The 21,556-nt window shown below is 72.7% G+C and carries 25 protein-coding genes; 19 read left to right on the top strand and 6 right to left on the bottom strand.

Annotated features, from left to right (window positions below):
* Positions 1–112: 112 nt before the first annotated feature.
* From ACIQOU_RS27655 to ACIQOU_RS27710, 12 genes are read left to right on the top strand one after another with little or no spacing between them, the layout of a single operon-like run.
* Positions 113–1,318, top strand: coding sequence for an FAD-dependent monooxygenase (locus ACIQOU_RS27655; protein ID WP_401540336.1), 1,206 nt, complete (start codon positions 113–115; stop codon positions 1,316–1,318).
* Positions 1,319–1,346: 28 nt separating this feature from the next.
* On the top strand, positions 1,347–2,021 hold the full coding sequence (locus ACIQOU_RS27660) for a hypothetical protein (protein ID WP_401540339.1): 675 nt from the start codon (positions 1,347–1,349) through the stop codon (positions 2,019–2,021).
* A gap of 28 nt (positions 2,022–2,049) precedes the next feature.
* Positions 2,050–2,955 carry an NAD(P)H-binding protein gene (locus tag ACIQOU_RS27665; protein ID WP_401540342.1) on the top strand — a complete coding sequence of 302 codons (906 nt, stop codon included), beginning with the start codon at positions 2,050–2,052 and terminating at the stop codon, positions 2,953–2,955.
* Positions 2,952–4,160, top strand: coding sequence for a cytochrome P450 (locus tag ACIQOU_RS27670; RefSeq protein ID WP_401540344.1), 1,209 nt, complete (start codon positions 2,952–2,954; stop codon positions 4,158–4,160). Before ACIQOU_RS27665 ends, ACIQOU_RS27670 begins: the two co-directional genes overlap by 4 nt.
* Before the next feature lie 55 nt (positions 4,161–4,215).
* The gene (locus ACIQOU_RS27675) at positions 4,216–4,473 is read left to right on the top strand and encodes an acyl carrier protein (protein ID WP_401540346.1); all 258 of its coding nucleotides are present in this window, start codon (positions 4,216–4,218) and stop codon (positions 4,471–4,473) included.
* Between the two features lie 9 nt (positions 4,474–4,482).
* Positions 4,483–5,331: a cupin domain-containing protein gene (locus ACIQOU_RS27680; RefSeq protein WP_401540349.1), complete on the top strand. Its 849-nt coding sequence runs from the start codon at positions 4,483–4,485 to the stop codon at positions 5,329–5,331.
* 5 nt (positions 5,332–5,336) lie between these two features.
* A complete protein-coding gene (locus tag ACIQOU_RS27685; protein ID WP_401540548.1) occupies positions 5,337–6,593 on the top strand; it encodes a beta-ketoacyl-[acyl-carrier-protein] synthase family protein in 1,257 nt (418 codons plus the stop codon).
* Positions 6,590–7,828, top strand: a complete 1,239-nt coding sequence (locus tag ACIQOU_RS27690) for a beta-ketoacyl synthase N-terminal-like domain-containing protein (RefSeq protein WP_401540352.1) — start codon at positions 6,590–6,592, stop codon at positions 7,826–7,828. The genes ACIQOU_RS27685 and ACIQOU_RS27690 overlap by 4 nt, the downstream gene beginning before the upstream one ends.
* The gene (locus ACIQOU_RS27695; RefSeq protein ID WP_401540355.1) at positions 7,825–8,277 is read left to right on the top strand and encodes an anthrone oxygenase family protein; all 453 of its coding nucleotides are present in this window, start codon (positions 7,825–7,827) and stop codon (positions 8,275–8,277) included. Before ACIQOU_RS27690 ends, ACIQOU_RS27695 begins: the two co-directional genes overlap by 4 nt.
* 32 nt (positions 8,278–8,309) lie before the next feature.
* The gene (locus ACIQOU_RS27700) at positions 8,310–9,062 is read left to right on the top strand and encodes an SDR family NAD(P)-dependent oxidoreductase (RefSeq protein ID WP_401540358.1); all 753 of its coding nucleotides are present in this window, start codon (positions 8,310–8,312) and stop codon (positions 9,060–9,062) included.
* Positions 9,059–9,376: an antibiotic biosynthesis monooxygenase family protein gene (locus tag ACIQOU_RS27705; protein WP_401540361.1), complete on the top strand. Its 318-nt coding sequence runs from the start codon at positions 9,059–9,061 to the stop codon at positions 9,374–9,376. Before ACIQOU_RS27700 ends, ACIQOU_RS27705 begins: the two co-directional genes overlap by 4 nt.
* The gene (locus tag ACIQOU_RS27710; RefSeq protein WP_401540363.1) at positions 9,373–9,672 is read left to right on the top strand and encodes an antibiotic biosynthesis monooxygenase family protein; all 300 of its coding nucleotides are present in this window, start codon (positions 9,373–9,375) and stop codon (positions 9,670–9,672) included. Before ACIQOU_RS27705 ends, ACIQOU_RS27710 begins: the two co-directional genes overlap by 4 nt.
* Positions 9,673–9,893: 221 nt before the next feature.
* Here the strand turns inward: ACIQOU_RS27710 and ACIQOU_RS27715 are convergent, their stop codons facing one another.
* From ACIQOU_RS27715 to ACIQOU_RS27725, 3 genes are all read right to left on the bottom strand, one after another.
* Positions 9,894–10,583: an SDR family oxidoreductase gene (locus ACIQOU_RS27715; protein ID WP_401540366.1), complete on the bottom strand. Its 690-nt coding sequence runs from the start codon at positions 10,581–10,583 to the stop codon at positions 9,894–9,896.
* Complete coding sequence (locus ACIQOU_RS27720) at positions 10,571–11,476, bottom strand: haloalkane dehalogenase (RefSeq protein ID WP_401540368.1); 906 nt, start codon at positions 11,474–11,476, stop codon at positions 10,571–10,573. The genes ACIQOU_RS27715 and ACIQOU_RS27720 overlap by 13 nt, the downstream gene beginning before the upstream one ends.
* A gap of 260 nt (positions 11,477–11,736) precedes the next feature.
* Positions 11,737–12,072, bottom strand: coding sequence for a TcmI family type II polyketide cyclase (locus ACIQOU_RS27725; RefSeq protein WP_401540370.1), 336 nt, complete (start codon positions 12,070–12,072; stop codon positions 11,737–11,739).
* 404 nt (positions 12,073–12,476) lie between these two features.
* Between ACIQOU_RS27725 and ACIQOU_RS27730 the strand changes: the two genes are divergently transcribed.
* The 7 genes from ACIQOU_RS27730 (at position 12,477) to ACIQOU_RS27760 (ending at position 18,905) form a co-directional block, all read left to right on the top strand.
* Positions 12,477–14,402, top strand: coding sequence for a BTAD domain-containing putative transcriptional regulator (locus ACIQOU_RS27730; protein ID WP_401540373.1), 1,926 nt, complete (start codon positions 12,477–12,479; stop codon positions 14,400–14,402).
* Between the two features lie 16 nt (positions 14,403–14,418).
* The gene (locus ACIQOU_RS27735) at positions 14,419–15,156 is read left to right on the top strand and encodes an SDR family NAD(P)-dependent oxidoreductase (RefSeq protein WP_401540375.1); all 738 of its coding nucleotides are present in this window, start codon (positions 14,419–14,421) and stop codon (positions 15,154–15,156) included.
* Positions 15,156–15,533 carry a SchA/CurD-like domain-containing protein gene (locus ACIQOU_RS27740; RefSeq protein ID WP_401540378.1) on the top strand — a complete coding sequence of 126 codons (378 nt, stop codon included), beginning with the start codon at positions 15,156–15,158 and terminating at the stop codon, positions 15,531–15,533. The genes ACIQOU_RS27735 and ACIQOU_RS27740 overlap by 1 nt, the downstream gene beginning before the upstream one ends.
* A complete protein-coding gene (locus ACIQOU_RS27745) occupies positions 15,530–15,985 on the top strand; it encodes a DUF1772 domain-containing protein (RefSeq protein WP_401540381.1) in 456 nt (151 codons plus the stop codon). Before ACIQOU_RS27740 ends, ACIQOU_RS27745 begins: the two co-directional genes overlap by 4 nt.
* A 73-nt stretch (positions 15,986–16,058) precedes the next feature.
* Positions 16,059–16,949 carry an NAD(P)H-binding protein gene (locus ACIQOU_RS27750; RefSeq protein ID WP_401540384.1) on the top strand — a complete coding sequence of 297 codons (891 nt, stop codon included), beginning with the start codon at positions 16,059–16,061 and terminating at the stop codon, positions 16,947–16,949.
* Positions 16,950–17,008: 59 nt separating this feature from the next.
* Complete coding sequence (locus ACIQOU_RS27755) at positions 17,009–17,620, top strand: class I SAM-dependent methyltransferase (RefSeq protein WP_401540386.1); 612 nt, start codon at positions 17,009–17,011, stop codon at positions 17,618–17,620.
* 874 nt (positions 17,621–18,494) lie between these two features.
* Entirely contained in the window at positions 18,495–18,905 is a 411-nt protein-coding gene (locus ACIQOU_RS27760; RefSeq protein ID WP_401540389.1) for a hypothetical protein, read from the top strand.
* Positions 18,906–18,959: 54 nt separating this feature from the next.
* On the opposite strand, the gene ACIQOU_RS27765 is transcribed toward ACIQOU_RS27760, so the two are convergent.
* Genes ACIQOU_RS27765 through ACIQOU_RS27775 form a run of 3 tightly spaced genes read right to left on the bottom strand, consistent with a single transcriptional unit; the run spans position 18,960 to position 21,452 of the window.
* On the bottom strand, positions 18,960–20,117 hold the full coding sequence (locus ACIQOU_RS27765; protein WP_401540391.1) for an oxygenase MpaB family protein: 1,158 nt from the start codon (positions 20,115–20,117) through the stop codon (positions 18,960–18,962).
* 14 nt (positions 20,118–20,131) lie between these two features.
* Positions 20,132–21,190, bottom strand: a complete 1,059-nt coding sequence (locus ACIQOU_RS27770) for a polyprenyl synthetase family protein (protein WP_401540393.1) — start codon at positions 21,188–21,190, stop codon at positions 20,132–20,134.
* Positions 21,180–21,452, bottom strand: a complete 273-nt coding sequence (locus ACIQOU_RS27775; protein ID WP_401540396.1) for a polyprenyl synthetase — start codon at positions 21,450–21,452, stop codon at positions 21,180–21,182. The genes ACIQOU_RS27770 and ACIQOU_RS27775 overlap by 11 nt, the downstream gene beginning before the upstream one ends.
* Positions 21,453–21,556 lie beyond the last annotated feature (104 nt).

Consider the following 21,556-nt stretch of genomic DNA (forward strand, 5'->3'; position numbering starts at 1 on the left):
CTCGACGCGCGAGCCAGTGCCACCCGCCCCAAGACCGCTGGACAACCTCTCGATCAGCGTTGCCCACGCTGGCCCCACAGAGCCCGCCGCCGCGTCAGGAGGATCAACTCATATGACCCGCACACTGATCATCGGGGGCGGTGTCGCCGGCGCCGTCACCGCCCTCGCCCTCGCCAAAGCGGGGTACACACCCGAGCTGTTCGAGGCGTACGAGACCTCGCCGGAACACCGGGGCAGCTACCTCACCGTCGCGGTCAACGGCCTCAGCGCCCTGTACGCGGTCGACGCCGTCGACGCCGTCAACGGCATCGGGTTCGCCGCGCCGTCCATCGCCTTCTACCTCGGCGACGGACGCAAGCTGAACGAGGTCAAGGTCGGCGGCTCGCTCCCCGACGGCACCGCCACCCGCAGCGTGCGCCGCGGCGAACTGCACGCCCGGCTGCTCGACGAGGTCCGCCGCCGGGGCATCCCCGTACACACCGGCAAGCGCCTGAAGGCCCTCGACGAGAAGAAGGACGGCGTCACCGCGTACTTCGCCGACGGCACCTCGGCCACCGGGGAGCTGCTCGTCGGCGCCGACGGCGTCCACTCCACGGTACGGCGGCTGATCCTGCGCGGGTCCGCGACCGCGCCCTACACCGGACTGATCAACGTCGGCGGGTTCAGCCCGGCGGCCGGGCTCGGCCTCGCTCCCGGCGAGCACCGGATGGTGTTCGGACGCCGTGCCTTCTTCGGCTGCGCCGTCGAACCCGGCGGTGACGTCTGGTGGTTCGCCAACCTCGGCCGCAAGGAGGCGGTGACCCGGGACGACCTGGAGCACCTCGACGACGCCGGCTGGAAGTCCCGCCTCGCCAGGGCCTTCGCCCGCGACAAGGGCCCGGCCCGCGCGGTCGTCGCCGCCAGCGGCTCGCTCACCGTCTCCAACTCCTACGAGGTCCCCGACCTGCCCGTCTGGCACACCGCACGGGTGGTGCTGACCGGCGACGCCGCCCACGCCGCCTCCCCGGCCGCCGGACAGGGCGCGTCGATGGCGATGGAGGACGGCGTCGTCCTCGCCCAGTGCCTGCGCGACCTGCCGACCCACGAGGAGGCGTTCCGCACGTTCCAGGAACTGCGGCGGCCGCGCGCCCGCCGGGTCACCGCGCAGGGCGCCCGCGCCAGCAAGTTCAAGGCCGTCGGACCCCTCCAACGGCGCGTCCGCGACCGCAAGTTGCCCGCCCTGCTCGCGGGCCACGCCTCCGGCGGCGAGCACTCGCTGGCCTGGATCTACGAGCACCGCGTCAGCTGGGACACCCGCGTCGAGGCAGCCGCCGGATGACGACGTCAGCGAGAAGAGGAGCAGCCGGATGAACCGTCGCCCCGAAGACTGGCCGGACGTCGCCCGGGCCGGCGTCGGCACCGTCGTCATCACCGTCCGCCACACCGAAGGCCCGCCCCAGCAGCGGGAGGTGGCCGTCGCGGCCGAAGCCGAGCGGCGCAAGGAGGCGTGGCCCCCCGGGCTGCTGGGCTGGTCGCTGTTCACCGGCACCGACGGACGGGCCCTGCTGGCCTACGAGCAGTGGAGCGACGACGCCGCCCTGGACGCCGCCCTCGCCGCACCCGAGCCCTACCTCCCCGGCATCCCCGGCACCGAACCCGCGACGCCCGTGCGCTACCGGCTGGCGCGGTCCTACCCCGGCGGGGCGCCAGGACAGACCCCCGGCTGCCTGGTCACGCCGGTCTTCGACACCGACGGCCCCGAGCGCCAACGGCACTTCCTGGACACGCTGTTCGCGATGGCGGGCGACGACGCCACCCGGGACGTCGGACAGCTGCCGGGCGCGCTCTGCGCCCACTTCCACCTCAGCGCGGACGGCACCCGCGTCCTCGGCTTCGCGGAGTGGACCGACGAGGCCGCGCACCTCGCGGCGGTCGGCGCCCAGGACACCGCCGCCTCCCGGCAGCGCCTCACCGGCGAGATCCCCGGGGTCCGGCCCAGCGGCCACCACCGCTGGCACCCGCACACCGCCCTGACCGCGTAACCACCCCCACAACGAAGGGAGTTCACCCGTGATACTCGTGACGGGCGCCACCGGCAACGTCGGCCGGGGCGTCGTGGACCTGCTGCTCGCCCGAGGACTGAAGGTCCGGGCCGTGACCCGGGACCCCGCACCCGGCCGGATTCCGGACGGCGCCGAGGTCGTCACCGGCGACCTGCTGACCGACCCGGCGGGCCTCGACGACGCCCTCGACGGCGTCGACGCGGTCTTCCTCAACGCCGCCGCCTTCCTGCACGGCGGGGACGGCGGCACCCCGGCGGCCACCTTCCTGCGGCTCGCCAGGAAACGGGGCGTGGGCCGCGTCGTGCTGCTGACCTCCGGCACCGTCCAGGCGGACGTCCCGGCCGACTTGCAGGCCAACGTCATCGGCCGGATGCACCGGGTGGTCGAGGAGGCCGTCGAGACATCGGGCCTCGGCTGGACCCTGCTCAGGCCAGGCGAGTTCATGGCCAACTCCCTCGACTGGGCCCCGCAGATCCGCGCCGCCGACGTGGTCCGCGCCCCGTACGGCGACGCCCGGTGGGCGCCGGTCCACGAGCGGGACATCGCGGACGTCGCCGTCCACGTCCTCACCACGGACGGGCACCTCGGGACGGTGTACGAGCTGACCGGGCCCGAGACGCTCACCTATCACGAGCGGGCGCGGCTCATCGGGGAAGCCGTGGGCAGGCCGGTGCGGCTGGCGGAGATCACGCCGGACCGGGCCCGCTCGGCCATGATCGTGGCCGGCGTCCCCGCGCCGGTCGCCGACACCCTGCTCGCCCTGACCGCCACCGGCGTCGACCGACCGGAGGAAGTCTCCCCCACCGTACGGGAGTTGACCGGAGCCCCGGGCCGTACCTTCGCGCAGTGGGCCCGCGAGAACAAGGCGGCCTTCGAGAGCCGCCCACCCCGGCCACGGGACGAGGAACGGTGACCACCACCGAGGCCCCCCGCTTCCCGGTGCCGCGCACCTGGCCGCCCGCCGCCCCACCCCTCTACACCGCCCTCCGGGAGACCGGCGGCCCGCACGAGGTCACGATCTGGGACGGCACCCGGCACTGGCTGATCACCCGCTACGACGACATCCGTACCGTCCTGACCAGCTCGGCGTTCAGTGTCGACGTCACCCGCCCCGGCTTCCCGCTCTCCCGGCCCGCCCAACGCGAGCAGGAGGCAGGCCTGTTCATGCGGCTCGACGGCGCCGAGCACGCCCGGATCAGGACCCTGGTGGGCCGCGAGTTCACCGTCCGGCACGCCCGCGCCCTGCACGACGACATCCTGCGCATCACCGACGACCTGATCGACGCCGTCCTCGCCCAGGGTGAAGGCGCCGACCTCATCCGGGAGTTCGCGCTCCCGTTGCCGTCCCGCGTCATCTGCCGGGTGCTGGGCGTCCCGTACGCCGACCACGACCTGTTCCACCGGCACGCGGCCGCCGTCGTCGACCTCGACCTCGGCGTCGAGGAGCGGGAACGGGCCGCGCACGAGGCGTTCGCCTACTACACGGAGCTGATCGCCCGTAAGCGCGTGGAACCCGGCGACGACATGATCAGCCGGTTGCTGGCCGACGACACCGGCGCCGACGGCGCCGACGGCATCGACCCCGACCATCTGCCCGTCCTCGTCGGCGCCATGGTCGGCGCCGGATTCGAGACCACCGCGGGCCAACTCGGCCTGGGCGTGCTGGCGTTGCTGCTCCACCCGGAGCAGCGGGCCACGCTTCTGGAGCAACCCGAGGGCGCGGTCGAGGAGTTGCTGCGCTACTGGAGCATCACGGCCGTCGACCCGCGCCGCGTCGCCGTCGAGGACGTCGAGATCGGCGGGCGGCTGATCCGGGCCGGACAGGGCGTCCTGCTCTCGTTGATCGCCGGCAACCACGACCCGCGTGCCTTCGGCGCCGGGCGCTGTCCGGCGGACCGGCTCGACCTGACCCGCGAGACCCGCCCCCGCCATCTCGCGTTCGGCCTCGGCACCCACCAGTGCCTCGGCAAGAACCTGGCCCGCGCGGAACTGCGGATCGCCTGGCCCCGCCTGTTCACCCGCATCCCCGGCCTCCGACTGGCCGTCCCGGCACCGGAGTTGACGTTCCGCAACGACTCCAGCGTCTACGGCCTGAAGTCCCTCCCCGTCACCTGGTGACACCCGAGCCCTCTCCCGCGACCCCAAGTCCCCCTTTCTGGAAGGAGTGTCCGCGATGGCGGAGACGAACGAACTGACCGAGAGCGACGTACGAGAGCTGCTGGTCGCCGTCGGGGTGAGCCCGCCGGACGCCGAGAGCGGCTTCGACAGCTCCTTCGAGGAGCTGGGCATGGACTCCCTCGCCCGCCTGGAGATCGCCGGCCGACTGCTCGACCGGTTCGGCATCACGGTCGACGACGAACTCACCCCCGAGGAGACGCCCGCCGGGATACACCGGCTGGTCAATCTGCGGCTCACCGGCGAACTGGCCTAGGAGGCACCCGTGATCGGGCACACCGACAACCGGACCGACATCGACGCGCCGATCGGCTTCGTCTGGGAGCAGACCAACGACGTCCGCGACTGGCCCAACCTCTTCACCGAGTACGCCGCCGTGGACGTCCTGGAGGAGAGCGCCGACTCCGTCCTCTTCCGGCTCACCATGCACCCCGACGAACAGGGCCGCACCTGGTCCTGGATCTCCGAGCGCACCTGGGACAAGGACACCTGGACGGTACGGGCCCGCCGGGTGGAGACCGGACCCTTCGAGTTCATGAACCTCACCTGGACCTATGAGGAGATCGCCGCCGACCGCACCCGGCTGCGGTGGGTGCAGGACTTCCGGATGAAACCGGACGCCCCCGTCGACACCGCCGCGATGACCGACCGCATCAACACCAACTCGCCCGTCCAACTCGCCCACGTCAAGGCCGGGGTGGAACGCCGCCGGCTGCTCCCGGTCGGCTTCCACGACGTGCCGTCCAACACCCGGCGCGGCGGCGACCTGCGCACCCTCGTCGCCCCGAGCACCGTCGGCTCCTCCGCCGGATTCTGCGGCGCCGTCCGCATCGGGCCCGGCGAGCGGGTCACCGAGCACTACCACCCCTACTCCGAGGAGTTCCTCTTCGTCACCGGCGGCGAGCTGCGCGTCGACCTCGACGGCGAACCGGTGCGGGTCGGCGCCGAGCAGGGGCTGCTCATCCCGCGCGAGGTACGCCACCGCCTGGTCAACGTCGGTGACACCGACGTCCTCGCCGTCTTCCACCTCAGCCCGCTGGCCCCGCGACCCGAACTCGGCCACGTGGACACCGAGTTCGCGTCGGCCACCGAACCCGTGCCGGCCGCCTCATGACCGGCATGAGGCGCGCCGTCGTCACCGGCGTCGGCGTCGTCGCCCCCGGCGGCGAGAGCCGGGAACGCTTCTGGGCCCGGATCGTCGACGGCAAGCCCGCGATCCGCCGGATCAGCGGCTTCGACCCCACCGCCTACCGCTCCCGGATCGCTGCCGAGGTCGACGTCGACCCGGCGGGACGCGGCCTGACCCCCCAGGAGATCCGCCGCACCGACCGGTTCGTGCAACTGGCGATGATCGCCGCCGACGAGGCCGTCGCCGACGCCGGACTCGACCTCGGCGACGGCGACCGCGTCGGCGTCACCCTCGGCACCGCCGTCGGCGCCACCAGCAGGCTGGAGGACGAGTACGTCGTCGCCAGCAACGGCGGCCGGGACTGGGTCGTCGACCACCGGCACACCGGCCCGTTCCTCTACCAGTCGCTGGTCCCGGCGAGCGGCGCCACCGAACTCGCCGTCCGCTACGGCGCCCACGGCCCGGCCGCCGTCGTCTCCACCGGCTGCACCTCCGGCATCGACTCCCTCGGCCACGCCCTCGGCCTCGTCCAGGACGACGAGGCGGACGTCGTCATCGCCGGGGCGTCCGACGCGCCGATCTCCCCGATCACGGTCGCCTGCTTCGACGCGATCCGCGCGACCACCCCCCACAACGACGCCCCGGAGGCCGCCTCCCGCCCCTTCGACGACGGACGTCAGGGCTTCGTCCTCGGTGAGGGCTCGGCGTTCCTCGTCGTCGAGGAACTGGCACACGCCCGCGCCCGGGGCGCCCGCATCTACTGCGAGGTCACCGGCTACGCGGCCCGCGCCAACGGCTTCCACATGACGGGCCTGCGCCCCGACGGCGTCGAACTCGCCGAGGCCATCGGTGACGCCATGGACCAGGCCCGCCTGACCACCGAGGACCTCGGCTACATCTCCGCGCACGGCTCGGGCACCCGGCAGAACGACCGGCACGAGACCGCCGCCTACAAGAGGGCGCTCGGCGAGCCGGTCCGGCAGGTGCCGATCAGCTCCATCAAGTCGGTCGTCGGCCACTCCCTCGGCGCGATCGGCGCCATCGAGATGGCCGCCTGCGCGCTGACCCTCCAGCGCGGCCTGATCCCGCCGACGGCGAACCTCACCGACCCCGACCCCGAGTGCGACCTCGACTACACCCCGCTGACCGCCCGGGAGGCGACCGTCCGGCACGCCCTGTCGGTGGGCAGCGGCTTCGGGGGCTTCCAGTCCGCGATGGTCTTCAGCCGCGAAGGGGTGGGCGCATGACCCCGGCCGCGGTGATCACCGGCATCGGCGTCGTCGCCCCCACCGGCACCGGGGTGCGCGAGCACTGGGACAACAGCCTCGCCGGACGGTCCGGCATCGCCCCCATCACCTCCTTCGACGCCTCCGGGCTGCCCGTCGCCGTCGCCGGACAGGTCACCGGCTTCGACCGCAGCGAGTGGGTCGACCACCGGCTGGTCGTCCAGACCGACCGCTGGACCTGGCTGGCCTTCGCCGCCGCCCGACTCGCCCTCGACGACGCCGAGTTGGACCCCTCCGGACAGAACCCGATGGAACTGTCCGTGGTGACCGCGAGCGGCTCCGGCGGCAACGCCTTCGGACAGCACGAGATCCAGGCCCTGTGGCAGGAGGGGCCGCGCGCGGTCAGCGCCTACCAGTCGATCGGCTGGTTCTACGCCGCGAGCAGCGGCCAGCTGTCCATCCGGCACCAGCTGAAGGGCGCCTGCGGCGTCCTCGTCGCCGACGGCGCCGGCGCCATCGACGCCGTACGGCAGGCCCGGCGGGTGCTCGCGCGGGGCGGCGCCGGCGTCCTCACCGGCGGCACCGAGGCGCCGTTGTCGCCGTACGCGCTGGCCTGCCAGAGCGGGCAGCGGGCGCTGAGCGGGGGCACCGACCCGGACACCGCCTACCGTCCCTTCGCCGCCGACGCCACCGGGCACGTGCCGGGGGAGGGCGGCGCGATGCTGGTCCTCGAACCCCGGGACCGGGCGCGGGAGCGCGGGGCGCGGATCTACGCCGAGGTCGCCGCCACCGCCTCCACCCACGACGCCTGGCACCCCGAGGACCCACCGCCCGACGTCCGCCAACTGGAGCGCGCGGTACGGGAGTCGATCGCCCGGGCCGGGTGCGTCCCCGACGACATCGACGTCGTCTTCGCCGACGGCGCCGGGCACCCGGAGGCGGACCGGCTCGAACTGGCGGCGCTGCGGGCGGTGTTCGCCGGGCGGCGGGTGCCGGTGACCGTGCCCAAGACGATGACCGGCCGCCTCTGTTCCGGCGGGGCCGCGCTGGACCTGGCGTGGGCGGCGCTCGCCCTCGACCGGGGTGTGCTGCCGCCGACGGTGCACGTGCCCGCCGACGCCCTCGGACCCGGCCTCGACCTGGTCACCGAGGCCCGCCCGGCCGACGTACGGCACGCGTTGGTCGTCGCGCGCGGCGTCGGCGGCTTCAACTCGGCTGCCGTACTGCGCCGTTCGGACCCGGCGGGGCAGCGGTGAGCGGGCTGGTGCTGGCGGCGGTGCTGCTGTGCAACGGCCTTGCCGCCGGGGTGCTCACCGCCAGTGAGCTGGGCCAGTTCCCGCTGCTCGCCCGGCTCCCGGCGGACCAGTACATCCGCACCCACGCCTTCTTCTCCACCCGCTACGACCCCTTCATGCCGACCTGTCTGCTGCTGACCGTGCTCGGTGACCTCACCCTCGCCGTCACCGCCGACACCCCGGCCGCCCGGGGCCTGTCCGGGGCGGCGGCCCTCCTCGCGGCCTGCGCGGTCCTCGTCTCGCTCACCCGCAACGTCCCCCTCAACACCTGGGTCCGCTCCCTCGACCCGCACGATCCGCCCGGCGACTGGCGCCTCAGACGGGCGGCGTGGGGCCGCTGGAACCTGCGCCGGTGCGTCCTCGTCGCCGCCGCGCTGGTCGCCAACTGCGTGACCGTCGCCCTCAGTTGATCATCCCTCTCGCCAACACCCTTGGAGCCCCTATGGATCTCGACCTGACCGGCCGCACGGCCCTGGTGACCGGCGGCAGCCGGGGCGTGGGCCGTGGCATCGTCCTCGCCCTCGCCCGCGCGGGCGTCGACGTGACCACCTGCTACCGCCAACCCTCCGACGCCGTCGACTCGTTGATCGCCGAACTGAAGGAGACCCCCGGCGACCACCAGGTCGTCCAGGCCGACCTGGCCGACCCCGACCGCGCCCGCGACCTCGTGCGCCGCGCCGGTGAACGGCACGGCCGCCTCGACCTGCTGGTCCACAACGCCGGCACCGTCAGCCACATCCCGTTCTCCGAACTGCCCGTCGACGAGTGGCACCGTGTCCTCGACACCAACGTGACGGCTGCCTACGTCCTCGCCCAGGAGAGCCTGCACCTCCTCGGCGAGGGCTCCTCGGTGGCGTTCATCGGCTCCAAGTCGGCGGACGTCGGCATCCCGCTGCGCGCCCACTACACGGCGTCCAAGTCGGCCCTGCAAGGCCTCTCCCGCTCGCTGGCCAAGGAGTTCGGTGACCGCGGCATCCGCTTCAACGTCATCGCCCTCGGCGTGATCGAGACCGAGGAACTGGCCAGCCGCCCGGCCGAGCAGCGCGAGGTGCTCGTCCAGCGCTACCGCGCCAAGACCGCCCTCGGCCGCCTCGGCGCCCCCGAGGAGGTCGCCGGAGCGGTCCTGTTCCTCGCCAGCGACCTCTCCAGCTATGTCACCGGCTCCACCCTCTACGTCGACGGAGGCATCTCGTGACCACCCAGCCGTTCCGCATCATGCTGCGCATGGAGATCAAGCCCGGCATGGAGGAGGACTTCGAGAAGACCTGGTCCGCCGTCGGCGGCTCCGTCACCTCCCACCCGGCCAACCTCGGCCAGTGGCTGTGCCGGGGCGAGGAGGAACCCGGCGTCTACTACATCATCAGCGACTGGACGGACGAGCCGCGGTTCCGCGCGTTCGAGACCAGCGACCGGCACCTCGAACACCGGCGGAAACTGCACCCGTTCCGCACCGGCGGCTCGATGGTGACGATGAGCGTCGTGGCCGCGCTGCCCGGCGGCGACCGGTGAGCGAGGTCCGCGTCCTCGTCCACCACCAGGCCGAACGGCCCGAGGACATCCGGCGTGCCTACCACGAGGTGAGCGCGTCCCTGGCCGACGTGCCCGGGCTGCTCGGCAACGAACTGCTGGAGTCGGTCGCGGGCCGCCCCGGCTTCGTCGTCCTCAGCCGCTGGCGCGACCTCCCGTCCTTCCAGGCCTGGGAACGCGGCGCCGCCCACCGCCCCAGCACAGCGGCCCTACGCCCGTACCGCGACACCGAGTTGCCCATCCCGTTCGCGGTATACGAGGTAACCGCGTCCTACTGACCGACGCCACGCCCACGGGGCGGCATCCTGACCGGCTGCCGCCCCGCATCGGCATGCCATGTCCCGAACGGCGCGGTCGGCGCCCGGCGGCCCTCCCCGGCGCGGGAGTTGGGGTCCCGTCGCGCCGGGCGCGAGGTGACCGCATCGCATCCCCACCCCCGAACGACCGCTGCCCCGGCCGCCGTTGACCGGCGACCGGGGCCTCTGGGGTGTCCGGTGTTTCAGCGGGCCAGGGTCAGGCCGCCGTCGACCGGGAGGACCGTGCCGGTGATGAAGTCGGCGTGGACCAGGTACTCGACGGCGCGGGCGACGTCGTCGGGGCGTCCGACACGGCCGACCGGCGTCGCGGCGGCGACGGCGGCGAACTGCGCGGCGCGCTCCTCCTCCCCGAGCCCGGCCCACCAGGACGTGTCGATCACCCCGGGCGAGACCGCGTTGACCCGCACCGGCGCCAACTCCACCGCCAGCGGCCCCACGGCGGCCTCCAGGCCTCCGTTGACGGCGGCCAGGGCGACGGTCCCGGGCCGCGCGACCCGCGCGCTGCCGGCCGAGAGCAGCGTGACGGAACCGGTGACCCGGGCAAGCCCGACGGCGGTGAGATAGCCGTACAGCTTGGGTTCGACGACGGACCGCAGCCGGTCGGTGCCGAGCGAGCCGACGGGGCCGAAGCCGGTCGTCGCCGGGCCGAAGGCGAGGACCAGGTGCTCGAAGGGGCCGAGGCGCTGGAAGAAGGCGCGGACGGCGGCCTCGTCGGTGCCGTCGAGCCGTTCGGCCGCCGCGACCTGGGTGCGGGCGGCCGCGAGGCGTTCGGGGTCGCGGCCGGTGACGGTGACGTCGAGTCCGGCCGCGGTGAGGCGGGTGGCGACGGCGAGCCCGATACCGGCCGTGCCGCCCATGATCACTGCTCGCACGTCGACGGTTCCTTCCGGTGGTCGAGGAGCCCGTGCCGGCCGGCCCAGGCAGAGACGGCGGCGGCGATCTCGTGGGGCCGGTCCTCGGGGGCGAAGTGCCCGGCCGTGCCGCAGGACACGGTCTCCAGCGCGGCGAGGTTCTCGGCGCACCACGCGGCCATGGCGTCGCCGAGCAGCAGCGTGGGTGAGCCGTGGAAGGTCAGCAGCAGCTTCGGGACGTTGCTGCTGGCGGCCAGCCAGGCGTGGAACTCCCGCATCCGGGCGACCAGTTCGGCCGGGCGCCCGTCGAGCGGGATCTGCCGGGCCCAGGCCAGCAGCGGGCGGCGGCTGTCGGGCGTGGGGTGCGGCGCGAGGTGCGCGGCCAGGTCGGCGTCGGCGACGGTGCTGAGGACCCCGCCGCCGCCCGTGTACGCCTGCCGCAGATAGAGGTCCTGGGACAGCACCAACTCCTCGCCGGTACCCGGGGTGTTGATCGCCTCGCAGCGCGCCCGCGCCCACGGCTGGAGCTCGTCCCACGCCATGGGCTTGACGATGCTCTCCATCAGGGCGAGCCCCCGCACCCGGCCGGGATGACGGGCGGCCCAGTCGCAGGCGAGGGTGCCGCCCCAGTCGTGTCCGACGAGGACGACGTCGTCCAGCTCAAGCGCGTCCGCCCAGGCGTCCAGGTACCGGGCGTGGTCGGCGAACGAGTAGGCGAGGTCGGGCCGCGCGGACCGGCCCATGCCGATCAGGTCGGGGGCGAGCAGCCGGCCGCCCCCGATGCCGGGCAGGACGCGGCGCCAGAGGTAGGAGGAGGCGCAGTTGCCGTGGAGGAAGACGAACGGGGGTCCCGCACCGGCGGCCCCCACGTCGGTGTAGTGCATCGGCGACCCGAGAACGGTCGTCTCCGGCATGAAAGGGCTCCTTCAGGGTCGACGGCGCCCCGGCCGAGCGAGCACTCGGGCGCGGCGCCTCTTCGGTGATTGCGTCCGCTGTCGCTCATCACACGTTTGAGAAAGGCGGCAGCGGAGGCGTAAGGGTGTGCGGGCGAACGGAAATAAAATTCCGGGTGCCGGGAACTGGCAGACAGGTATGCGACGCTCCGGCAACCCGGGGCGAACTGCCGGGTAACATTTTTGTCGGCGGCCGCGTCATTTCCCGGTCCTGCGGATTTCTAGCGAATCCTCCCCTGTTCCGGTGTCCACTCGTAGAAAGCGCGTGCCATCGCGTCCTTGGGTTCCTTCCAGTAGGGGTCATAGGGGGTGATGAACTCGCCGAGCCGGGTGTCGATGTCTCGATAGAGGGGGTGGCTGCGGACCTGGCCGAGATTCGGCCTGATGTCCTCGTCGGCCTCGATGAGATGGAAGTACAGATCGTGGAAGGTGAACAGGGTCCGCCGGGAAACCCCTACGAGATAGGGGAGATCGGTCGCGTCGGAATCGGCGAAGACCTGGCCGACCTCGGGGGCCGACTCGGGCCGCATGCGGGCGACGATGAGTGTCCGGTTCACGGTTCCTCCTGCTGGCTGGGGTGGTCGGGCGCCGTTTTCGGCAGGATCGGTCCGTGCGCTCGACGGCGGCTCGACCGGCCGTCCAGTGGCCGCTTTCCGGACGGCCGGTGACAGGTGATATGCGGAAACCTGGCAGTTTCCGTCATGCATTGTCCGTATATTCTCCCCGCTGTTACCCAGGGTTCGGGTCTTTCAGTCAAAGAATTTGGTGTTTTCGCCGGGTGGTGCCGTGGATGGCGGATGTCAATTCATTCGGCAGGGTAACTATTGACAGTTGCAGAACCCGGGTTAGAGGGTGTTCCTCGTCCCCACTCCTCCCCCCACCGTGCGGTTACTTGAATACCCGTCAGAATGAATCTCCGGGCTTTTCGGACCGCAGTGAACGAAGAAACGATGGTGCCCCATTGTTAGAGATTCGGCTTCTGGGACCCTTCGAGCTGACCGTGGACGGCAAGGCGGCGGTGCGGCTGTCCGCCCCGAAAATCCGCCAGGTGCTGACCCTCCTCGCACTGAACGCGAACCGGGTCGTCAGCACCGACCAGTTCCTCTGCGAACTCTGGGCCGACCGCCCGCCCCGCAGCGCCCGGACCACCCTCCAGACGTACATCTACCAACTCCGCAAGAACATCAGCCGGCTCACCCAGCTCGACCGCACGCCGGTCACCCTGGAGACCACGGACGCCGGTTATCTGCTGCGGGTGCCCACCGCCGCCGTCGACGTGCACCGCTTCTGCGACCTGGCCGCCGAGGGACGCGCCCGGATCGCCGAGGGGGACGGCCTGCTGGGCGTCGAGACGCTCGACCGGGCCCTCGCCCTGTGGAGCAAGACGTCGATGACGGAGAACGAACTCGGCTCGGTCCTCCAGGCCGAGGCGGTCCGCCTGGAGGAGCTGCGCCGCACCGTCCTGGAGGAGCGGATCGAGGCCAAACTCGGCCTCGGCCTGCACCACCAGGTCGTCGGTGAACTCCTCGGCCTGGTCGCCGCCCACCCCACCCACGAGGGACTGCGGGCCAAGCTGATGCTCGCCCTGCACCGCTCCGGACGCCGCTCCGAGGCCCTCACCGCCTACCGGGACGCCCGCTCCGTCCTGGCCGCCGAACTCGGCCTCGAACCCTGCCCGGAACTACGCCAGTTGCACAGCCGCATCCTCGACGGCGACCCCTCGCTCGACCTGCACGAGGACGCCGTTCCCGGCCGCCCGGGACCGCCGCCCCGCCGCCTGGTGCCCAGCGAACTCCCCCCGGACGTACGGCTGGTGGGCCGCCGCCGGCAGGTGGAGGCGCTCAGCCGCGCGCTGACCGAAGGACCGGGCGTCGGCCGCCCGGTGGTGGTCGTCACCGGCGCCCCCGCCTCCGGCAAGTCCGCCCTGTGCGCGCGCACCGCCCACCAGGTCCGCGCCGACTACCCCGACGGCCAGCTGTGGGCCGAGCTGACCACCCCCGACGGCCGCCCGGTCCCCCCGGGAGAGATCCTCGGCGACTTCCTGCTCGCGGCCGGTTTCCCGCCCGCCCGCATCCCCGAGGACGTCGACCTGCGGGTGCGGATGTTCCGCAGCTGGGCCGCCGACCTGCGGCTGCTGGTCGTCCTCGACGACGTCGTCGACGTCACCCAGCTGCTGCCGCTGCTGCCCGGCGGCTCCCGCAGCGCCACCCTGCTCACCTGCCGCCGACGCCTGTCCGACCCGCTCATCACCGCCGTCGTGCCCGCCCCCACGCTCAGCAGGGCCGCCGCCTGGCAACTCCTGTCGCACGCGCTGGGCCCCGACCGGCTCGCCTACGAGGCCGAGGCCGCGTTGCGGGTGATCCGGGTCTGCCAGGGACTGCCCGGCGCCCTGCACGCCGTGGCCCGGCATCTGGAGATGCGCCCGCACTGGTCGCTCGCCCGGGTCCTGGAGGGCACCGAACCCGACGCCTTCGACGTCCTCGCGCCGAGCCTGCGGCGCACCTACCGGCTGCTGACCCCGGCGGGGCGCTCCGCGTTCCGCACGCTCGCCGTCGCCGGGTCGGTCGTCACCGCCGAGGAGGCGGCCACCGCGCTGGGCGTGCCGGTCCGGGAGGCGGAGGCGCTCCTCGACGAACTCGTCGAGGTCCAACTCGCCCACGTCTCAAGGGAGTCGGGCGGCGGCGCGGTCGGCTACCGGTTCACCTGGCAGGGCCTGTCCAAGACCTGGGTCGACCTCGCCTGCGGGCCCGACGACCGGGACACCGCCGAGCCCACCGCCTGGACCGGCACCAGAAGATACGGGACCTTGCACTGGCGGCCCGCTCGATCCGCACCCCAACCCGACCCCACCACCCTGGTGCAGGCTCGGGGAACCGACGTGGCCTGAGAGACCGGAGAGACACATGGGGTACGGACTGAGAGACAAACGGGTGCTCGTCACCGGCGGCACCCGAGGCATCGGCCGGGCCACCGTACTGGCCCTCGCCGCAGCGGGCGCCCGCGTCGTGACCTGCCACCGGGCCCCGGGCCCGGAGGCGGCGCGGCTCACCGACGACCTCGCCCGGCACGGCGACGGACACCGCGTCACCCAGGCGGACGTCACCCAACCCGAGGGCGCCGAACGGCTGTTGGAGACCTGCCGACAGCACCTCGGGGGCCTGGACGTCGTCGTCAACAACGTCGGCGTCGACGACCACGCTCCACTGGCCGACCTCGGCCCCGAGAGCTGGCGGCGGATGCTGGACCACAACATCACCTCGGCCTACCTGGTCACCCGGGCCGCCCTGCCGCTGCTCACCGAGGGCGCCTCGGTCGTCAACATCGGCTCCGCGGCGGCCCTGCGCGGCCGTCCCGGCGCCGCGCACTACGGCGCCTCGAAGGCCGCCATGGTCGGCTTCACCCGGGGCCTGTGCAAGGACCTGGGCCCCCGGGGCATCCGCGTCAACGTCGTCGCCCCCGGCGTCACCAGCGACGACGGCGGCCGTGAACTCCCGCCGCCCGTAAGGGAACGGCTGCTCGCCGCCACCCCGCTCGGGCGGCTGTGCACACCGGGCGACGTCGCCGACGCCGTCCTCTTCCTCGCCGGTGACGACTCCCGTTTCGTCAGCGGCTCCACCCTGACTGTCGATGGAGGCATGTGATGGCATTCGCCGCGGTGACGTACCGGGTCAAGCCCGGCCACGAGGACGAGATCGCCGAGATCTTCCAGGACTTCAAGCGGGTCGACACCCCCGTCCTGCCCGGCGCCGACGGCAGCGCCGCCGGACGGCTGCTGGGCACCGCCGTGTTCATCAAGGACGACGTCATGGTCCGCGTCATCCAGTACGAGGGCGACTTCTCCGCGATCGCCGGCCACATGGCCCGCCAGCAGGGCGTGCACACCGTGGAACAGCGCCTCGCCCCCTTCCTCGCCGAACAGCGCGACACCGCCACCCCGGAGGGCTTCGGAAAGTACTTCCGCAACGCCAGCATGCGCGTCCTCACCCAGCTCTCGGTGGACGACCACCCCGCGGCATGACCGGCGCCGAACTCCTCGCCGTACTCGTCCTGTTGGGCAACGGCGTCGCCGCCGGCGTGCTCTTCGCGGTCGCCCTGAGCGTCGTTCCCGCACTGGCCGTGATGCCCGCCGAACGGTACGTCTACGTCCATCAGCTGATCGGCCGCAACTGGGACCCCACCATGCCGGTGATCGTCCTGCTCTCCGCGCTCCTGGACACCGCGCTGGCCCTCACCGCCGACGACACCACCCGCGCCACGCTCCTGGGCACGGCGGCCCTGCACCTGGTGGCCGTCTCCTGGGTCTCCCACTTCCGCAACGTCCCCCTCAACCGCCGCGTCAAGGCGCTCGACCCGAGTGCGCTGCCCGCCGACTGGAGCGACCCCCGCCGGATCTGGCGCCGCTGGCATCTGATCCGTACGAAGCTCGCCGTGACCGCGCTGGCCCTCAACGCCGTGGCCCTCGTCACCTGACCCGCTGCACCTGATCCGCTGCACCCGCCTGACCCGCTGCCTGGAGCCGACCGATGAAACGGAGGAGAACACCGTGATCCTGGTGACCGGGGCGACCGGCAACGTCGGCCGCCATCTGGTGGACCTGCTGCTCGCCGCAGGCATCCGCCCCCGGGCCCTGACCCGCACCCCCGAACGCGCCCAACTACCCGAAGAAGCCGAGGTGTTGGGCGGCGACCTGGAGAATCCCCACGCGGTGTCGGCGGCGCTGGAGGGCATCAGCACCGTCTTCCTGAACCTGTCCGCGCTGGGCCAGACCACCGCCGACTTCCTGACCGCCGCCCGCAAACAGGGCGTGCGCCGGATCGTCATGCTCTCCTCGTCGTCCGTCCAGGACGGGCTCGGCGCCGCCGAACAGCCCAGCATGCTCGCCGCCTGGCACAAGGCGAGCGAGGACCTCGTCGAGGAATCCGGCCTGGAGTGGACGATCCTGCGGCCCGGCGAGTTCGACGCCAACACCCTGTGGACCTGGGGCGAGCAGCTGCGCACCACCGGCACCGTCCGCGCCGCGTACGGCGGGGCCGCCACCGCCCCCATCCACGAACGGGACATCGCCGCCGTCGGCCTGCGAGGTCTGCTGAGCGACGACCACATCGGCGCCCGGTACGTCCTCACCGGACCCGAGTCCCTCACCCAGGTCGACAAGGTGCGCATCCTCGCGCAGGCGACCGGACGGCCGTTCCGCTTCGAGGAGGTCTCCCCGGAGGTCGCCCGCGCGGACTACCTGACACGCGGCATGCCGACCCAGGCCGTCGACAGCATGCAGACCCATTTCGACGCCGCCGTCGACGGCATCCTGCGCTACCTGGCCCGCTCGGTGGGCCGGCCCGCCGAGGTCACCACCGCCGTCCCCGACGTCACCGGCCGCCCGGCACGCACCTTCGCCGCCTGGGCGGCCGAACACGCGGACGCGTTCCGCGCCTGAGCCCGACCCCCGCCCGGCGTGCACGCGCCGGGCACGACACCCGACGAAAGGCAGCCGCCATGCTCGACGAATCCGTCTACGCCCGCCACCAGGAGCCGAGCTTCCTGGAGGAGCTGTACGAGACGGGCGCGACCCCGTGGGAGATCGGGCGCCCCCAGTCGGCCCTGCTCGCGCTCGCCGAGTCCGGCGCCATCACGGGCCGTGTCCTGGACGTCGGTTGCGGCACCGGCGAGCACGTCCTGATGTGCGCCCGGCTCGGCCTCGACGCCACCGGCATCGAACTCGCCGCCAACGCCGTGCGCACCGCCCAGGACAAGGCGAGCGAACGCGGCCTGTACGCCCGTTTCCTGTGCTACGACGCCCTGAAGCTGGCCGAACTCGGCGAGAACTTCGACACCGTTCTCGACTCGGGGCTGTTCCACCGTTTCCAGGGCGACGAGCGCACCGCCTACGTCGACAGCCTGGCCTCCGTGGTCCGGCCGGGCGGCCGGGTCTTCGTGCTCTCCTTCAGCGACCAGCAGGAGGAGGACTGGGGGCCGCACCGCATCTCCCGCGCCGAGTTCGAGGCCGCCTTCGCCGCGGGCTGGCGCATCGACGCGATCGAGGAGAGCGTGATCGAGGCCACCGTCGACGGGGTGAAGGCCTGGCTGGTCTCCCTCACCCGCGTCTGACCCCGCCCGGGACCGGGGCCGGCCTCCGGTCCCGGTCCCAACGACCGTCTGCCTCACGGCGTTTGAACGGCACGGCGCACCACACCGGCGCGTGTGACGGTCGCGGCGCCGTGCCGAGGCGCTGATGCCGTCCAGGCACCCGACCGTGCCGGTGAGCAAGGCGTACAGGCCGACGAGGAGATCGGCGGGACCGGTGGCGGCGGCGCAGAAACGGACGTGCGGATGGACGCTGAGGGTCCGCACGGCGATCCACAGCAGCGCGCGAGATCCAACTCGGTCGCCAGCCGCAGCACGTGGCCGTCGACGAGGGTGTCGAGACGTCGGCGTGCGGTGAGCGCGGAGTCGATGCCCAACGGCGCGGGCGGCGCGGTCGGCGGCCCCGGGCCGGGGCGGGGGAGAGGAGACCGGCGCTCCAGCGGAACGCGGTGGGGAAGACCCGCAACAGGGTGTGCGAGGTCCACGAGCCGACGGCGTCGGTGGCGGGCAGGTCACGCAGCAGCAGGGCGTTGCGGGCGTCGGGACCGTCGAGGAAGAAGACCGCGGAGATCTCGTCGCCGCCACCGAGGATGTCGACCCAGACGGTGTCGGGCCGCCGGGCCAGCGCCCGCGCGAGTGCGACGCATGATCCGGATGATAGGCGGGGGCGTGGCGTACTTTCTGTGCCTTGTAGATTCGCGTGGGCACAGAGCTGCACGTGAGGTACACACGACGGGGGTCGCGAGAACGTGGCGGGACATCGACCGGCTGACGGGCATCCACTGGACCTGGACGAGGCGACGGTTCGTGCCGTCGCCCGTGCCGCACAGAACGCCTCGTAGCGCCCATGTGGGACTGGGAAAGTGGTGAGGGGCTGTTGGGGCTTGATGATCCCGGTGTGTGGGATGCCGCGTTCGAGCGGGGGGAGGCTCATCTCGGGACCGGGGCGATCGGGTTGGCGTTGCGGTGTCCGTTGGAGGAGGCGTCGCCGCGGATCGTTCGTGCGACCCGGCTGCCGGACCGTGGGGAACGGGGGTTCGCGTTCACCGCCGTCGGCACCGCGGCTCGGCTCAACGGCGAGCTGACGCCTGAGTTGTACTCCGTGCTGCGTGCGGAGGGGGCCAAGGGCCTTGCCGCTGCTGCCATCGACGACACCCTCACGTTCGTGCCGTGGCGGAAGCTGCCTCTGTGGCTCAAGGGGCGGAGCGTGTCTGTGACGGTGCGGAACAAGCTGGAGGGGTGGTGGCTGCGGTCCGAGGACGCTGTCGGGGACGCGTGGCGGACCGTCCGTCGATTCACGCACCGTTGAACCGGCGGCCGCACCTTCAGAAGTCGCCTGTCTGTGCCGTCAGTCGACGTCCCGTCACACCGTTGCTGGAGGGGGTGTCCAGCGTTGGGTGTGGAGGGGGGTGGGGGTGACGCCGTAGTCCTTTTTGAGGTGTTCCGGGATCGCGTAGTGCATGACGCGGCCTCGGGTGAGGGAGGAGAGTTCGAGGTTCGTGGTGAGTCGGCCGAGGTGGTCCAGGGCCCAGGTCGCCAGCGGGGAGCGGTCCTCGATGGTCTCCAGGACGCCCAGCAGGTGCGGGACCGCCTTGACCAGCGTGTCCCAGGGGGTGCGGGGGACCTGGAGCCAGTCCGCGCAGGTGTCGCCGACGAGGTGCCGGATCAGCGCGGAGACGACCGGGTCGAAGAGGGTGCCGGGGACCACCTCCTCGTACAGGTCGATGAGTTGGCGGGTCAGCAGGGCGCCCTCGTCGGAGGGGCCCATGTGCCGGACCATGTACAGATCGAGGAAGTGCCGTGCCTCGTCGAGGGACTTGGGCACCGCCTCCTGGTCGACGCCCAGCATCGCGCCGACCACCCGCCACGCGTAGAAGTAGGCCTCCGCGCCCTCGGTCGACATGTGGATGCCGAGCCGGTGCAGGCTGTCCAGGACCAGCAGGGAGAAGAACATCTGCCCGCCGATCATGTCCTCCTGGCAGATCGGCGTGCCCAGGGCCGCCGTGTCCCAGACGTTCTCGCGGACCAGGTGATGACGGATCGAGGCGTGCAGCAGCCGCACCTTCTGCGCCGCCGGGATGAAACGGCTGCCCGCCTCGAAGGCGCCCGGCTGCATCAGCCAGACGGTGAACTGCCCGGTCTCCGCCATCCGTTTGGACGGGTACCGCAGCCCGTGCGTGGTCGCCAGCAGCTTCGCCACCGGCGGCACCAGATAGCAGGCGGGCATCGCGGCGAACGACAGCGCGGTGGAGATGTGGACGTTGTTGTCCGTGAAGAACAGCCGGGCCCGCTCCATCTCGCCCCAGTCCACCCAGTCCGGCGGGGCGGCGGTGGCCGCGAGGTACTCCCGGGCGACCTCGGGCAGCCCGTCCGGGAGCGGCGCGCCGACCGTCGACACGTACCGCATCAGGGTGTTGAACCGGCCCACCTCCCCCTGTTCGAAGAGGGCGGCGACGGTGGCGTCGGCCAGTTCGTCGCCCGCCGTCCGCAGGGCGTCCATCGCGGCCTCGGCAGGGGGCATGGGGCGCGTTCCTCTCAGTACAGGCGGGCGGTCGCCGAGTGCGCGAGCGCGTCCAGGGCGGCGGTGGCGGGTGCGGGCGCGTTCAGTCGGTGCAGGGCGTCGAGGGCGTCGTCGACCCGCGTCGCGATCAGGGCCTCGATCCGGTCGGGCGCCTTCAGCGCACCCATCAGATCCCGAACGGCGCCGAGCGCCACGCCGTCCTTGTCGTGCCGCCGCCCGAGCAACTCCCCGAGTTCTTCCCGCTGTTCGGGGGAGGCCAGCCGCCAGGTCTCCGCGAGCAGCGCGGTGGGCCGCCGCCCGCGAACGTCGTCGGCGTCGGCCTTCCCGGTCCGAGCCGGGTCCCCGAACAGCCCCAGCAGATCGTCCCGGAGCTGGAACGCCTCACCCAACGGCAGCCCGTACCCGGAGTACCCCAGCCGCAGCCGTTCGCCCGCACCGGCCAGCGCACCGCCGATCAACAGGGGCTGTTCCACGGTGTACTTGGCGGTCTTGTACCGGACCACCTTCAGCGCCCGTGAGGTGTCGGGAACGTCCCCGGTGTGCAGGATCTCCAGACACTCCCCGGCGATCAACTCCCGTGCCAGCGCCGCCCACAGCGGCCGCGCCCGGCCCAGATACGCGGCCGGCAGACCACTGGTCGCGAACAACTGCCCGGCCAGCGACATCAACAGGTCACCCACCAGCATCGCCAGCGAACGGGCGGCCCCGGCCGCACGCGGACGCCCCCGCACCGCCGACCGCAGCGCGACCTGCGTGGTGGGGCGGCCGTGCCGCAGGGGGCTCTCGTCGATCAGGTCGTCGTGGACGACGGCCGCCGCGTGCACCAGTTCCATCGCGGCGGCGGCCCGCAGCAGCGCGTCGCTGTCGGGCCCGCCGGCCGCCCGCCAGCCCCAGTAGCAGAACGCGGCCCGCAGCCGTTTCCCGTCCGTGACCGCCGCCTCCAGCTGTGCGGCCACCGGCGTCAACGCCGGGTCGATCGCGGCCAGTTGATCGGCCTCGTCGGCGGTGAAGTCGCGCAGCACGGCATCGACCCGGGCCTTGAACGCGTCCGGCTCCCAGCGCTCAGCTGTCATCGCCGGACCGCCGTCGCATCGCACGGCGGGCGAGCACCTCAAGGTGGGCCGGGGCCGGCGCCGGGAACCGGTCGAGCGCGAGGCGTCCGCGCGCCAGCAGATCCTGCTCGGCGTCGGCGGCCAGCTCCGCCAGATCGCTCCGCCCGAGCAGCCCCCGCACCTCACCGAGGGCCGTTCCGATCGTGCCCACCGCCAACTCGGCGATCCCCGCGGCCAGCAGCACCGCCCGGCCGCCGACCCCACCCGCACGCCCCGTCCCCATCCCGCCCCTCACCTCTCCCGAACCCGTGGGGACAGCGTGACGGCGAGACGGAGGAGCGGGTGCGCGGAACTCACGAACGGGGGATCGATCGACCGTATGTGCGA

It is taken from the genome of Streptomyces sp. NPDC091279 (assembly GCF_044757465.1).
Lineage (GTDB): Bacteria > Actinomycetota > Actinomycetes > Streptomycetales > Streptomycetaceae > Streptomyces.

Excerpts from the sequence above, each read along its gene's own strand:
- ACIQOU_RS27655 (WP_401540336.1), top strand. The coding sequence starts at position 113 with ATGACCCGCACACTGATCATCGGGGGCGGTGTCGCCGGCGCCGTCACC.
- ACIQOU_RS27660 (WP_401540339.1), top strand. The coding sequence starts at position 1,347 with ATGAACCGTCGCCCCGAAGACTGGCCGGACGTCGCCCGGGCCGGCGTC.
- ACIQOU_RS27675 (WP_401540346.1), top strand. The coding sequence starts at position 4,216 with ATGGCGGAGACGAACGAACTGACCGAGAGCGACGTACGAGAGCTGCTG.
- ACIQOU_RS27685 (WP_401540548.1), top strand. The coding sequence starts at position 5,337 with ATGAGGCGCGCCGTCGTCACCGGCGTCGGCGTCGTCGCCCCCGGCGGC.
- ACIQOU_RS27690 (WP_401540352.1), top strand. The coding sequence starts at position 6,590 with ATGACCCCGGCCGCGGTGATCACCGGCATCGGCGTCGTCGCCCCCACC.
- ACIQOU_RS27700 (WP_401540358.1), top strand. The coding sequence starts at position 8,310 with ATGGATCTCGACCTGACCGGCCGCACGGCCCTGGTGACCGGCGGCAGC.
- ACIQOU_RS27720 (WP_401540368.1), bottom strand. The coding sequence starts at position 11,476 with ATGCCGGAGACGACCGTTCTCGGGTCGCCGATGCACTACACCGACGTG.
- ACIQOU_RS27735 (WP_401540375.1), top strand. The coding sequence starts at position 14,419 with ATGGGGTACGGACTGAGAGACAAACGGGTGCTCGTCACCGGCGGCACC.
- ACIQOU_RS27740 (WP_401540378.1), top strand. The coding sequence starts at position 15,156 with ATGGCATTCGCCGCGGTGACGTACCGGGTCAAGCCCGGCCACGAGGAC.
- ACIQOU_RS27745 (WP_401540381.1), top strand. The coding sequence starts at position 15,530 with ATGACCGGCGCCGAACTCCTCGCCGTACTCGTCCTGTTGGGCAACGGC.
- ACIQOU_RS27755 (WP_401540386.1), top strand. The coding sequence starts at position 17,009 with ATGCTCGACGAATCCGTCTACGCCCGCCACCAGGAGCCGAGCTTCCTG.
- ACIQOU_RS27765 (WP_401540391.1), bottom strand. The coding sequence starts at position 20,117 with ATGCCCCCTGCCGAGGCCGCGATGGACGCCCTGCGGACGGCGGGCGAC.
- ACIQOU_RS27770 (WP_401540393.1), bottom strand. The coding sequence starts at position 21,190 with ATGACAGCTGAGCGCTGGGAGCCGGACGCGTTCAAGGCCCGGGTCGAT.
- ACIQOU_RS27775 (WP_401540396.1), bottom strand. The coding sequence starts at position 21,452 with ATGGGGACGGGGCGTGCGGGTGGGGTCGGCGGCCGGGCGGTGCTGCTG.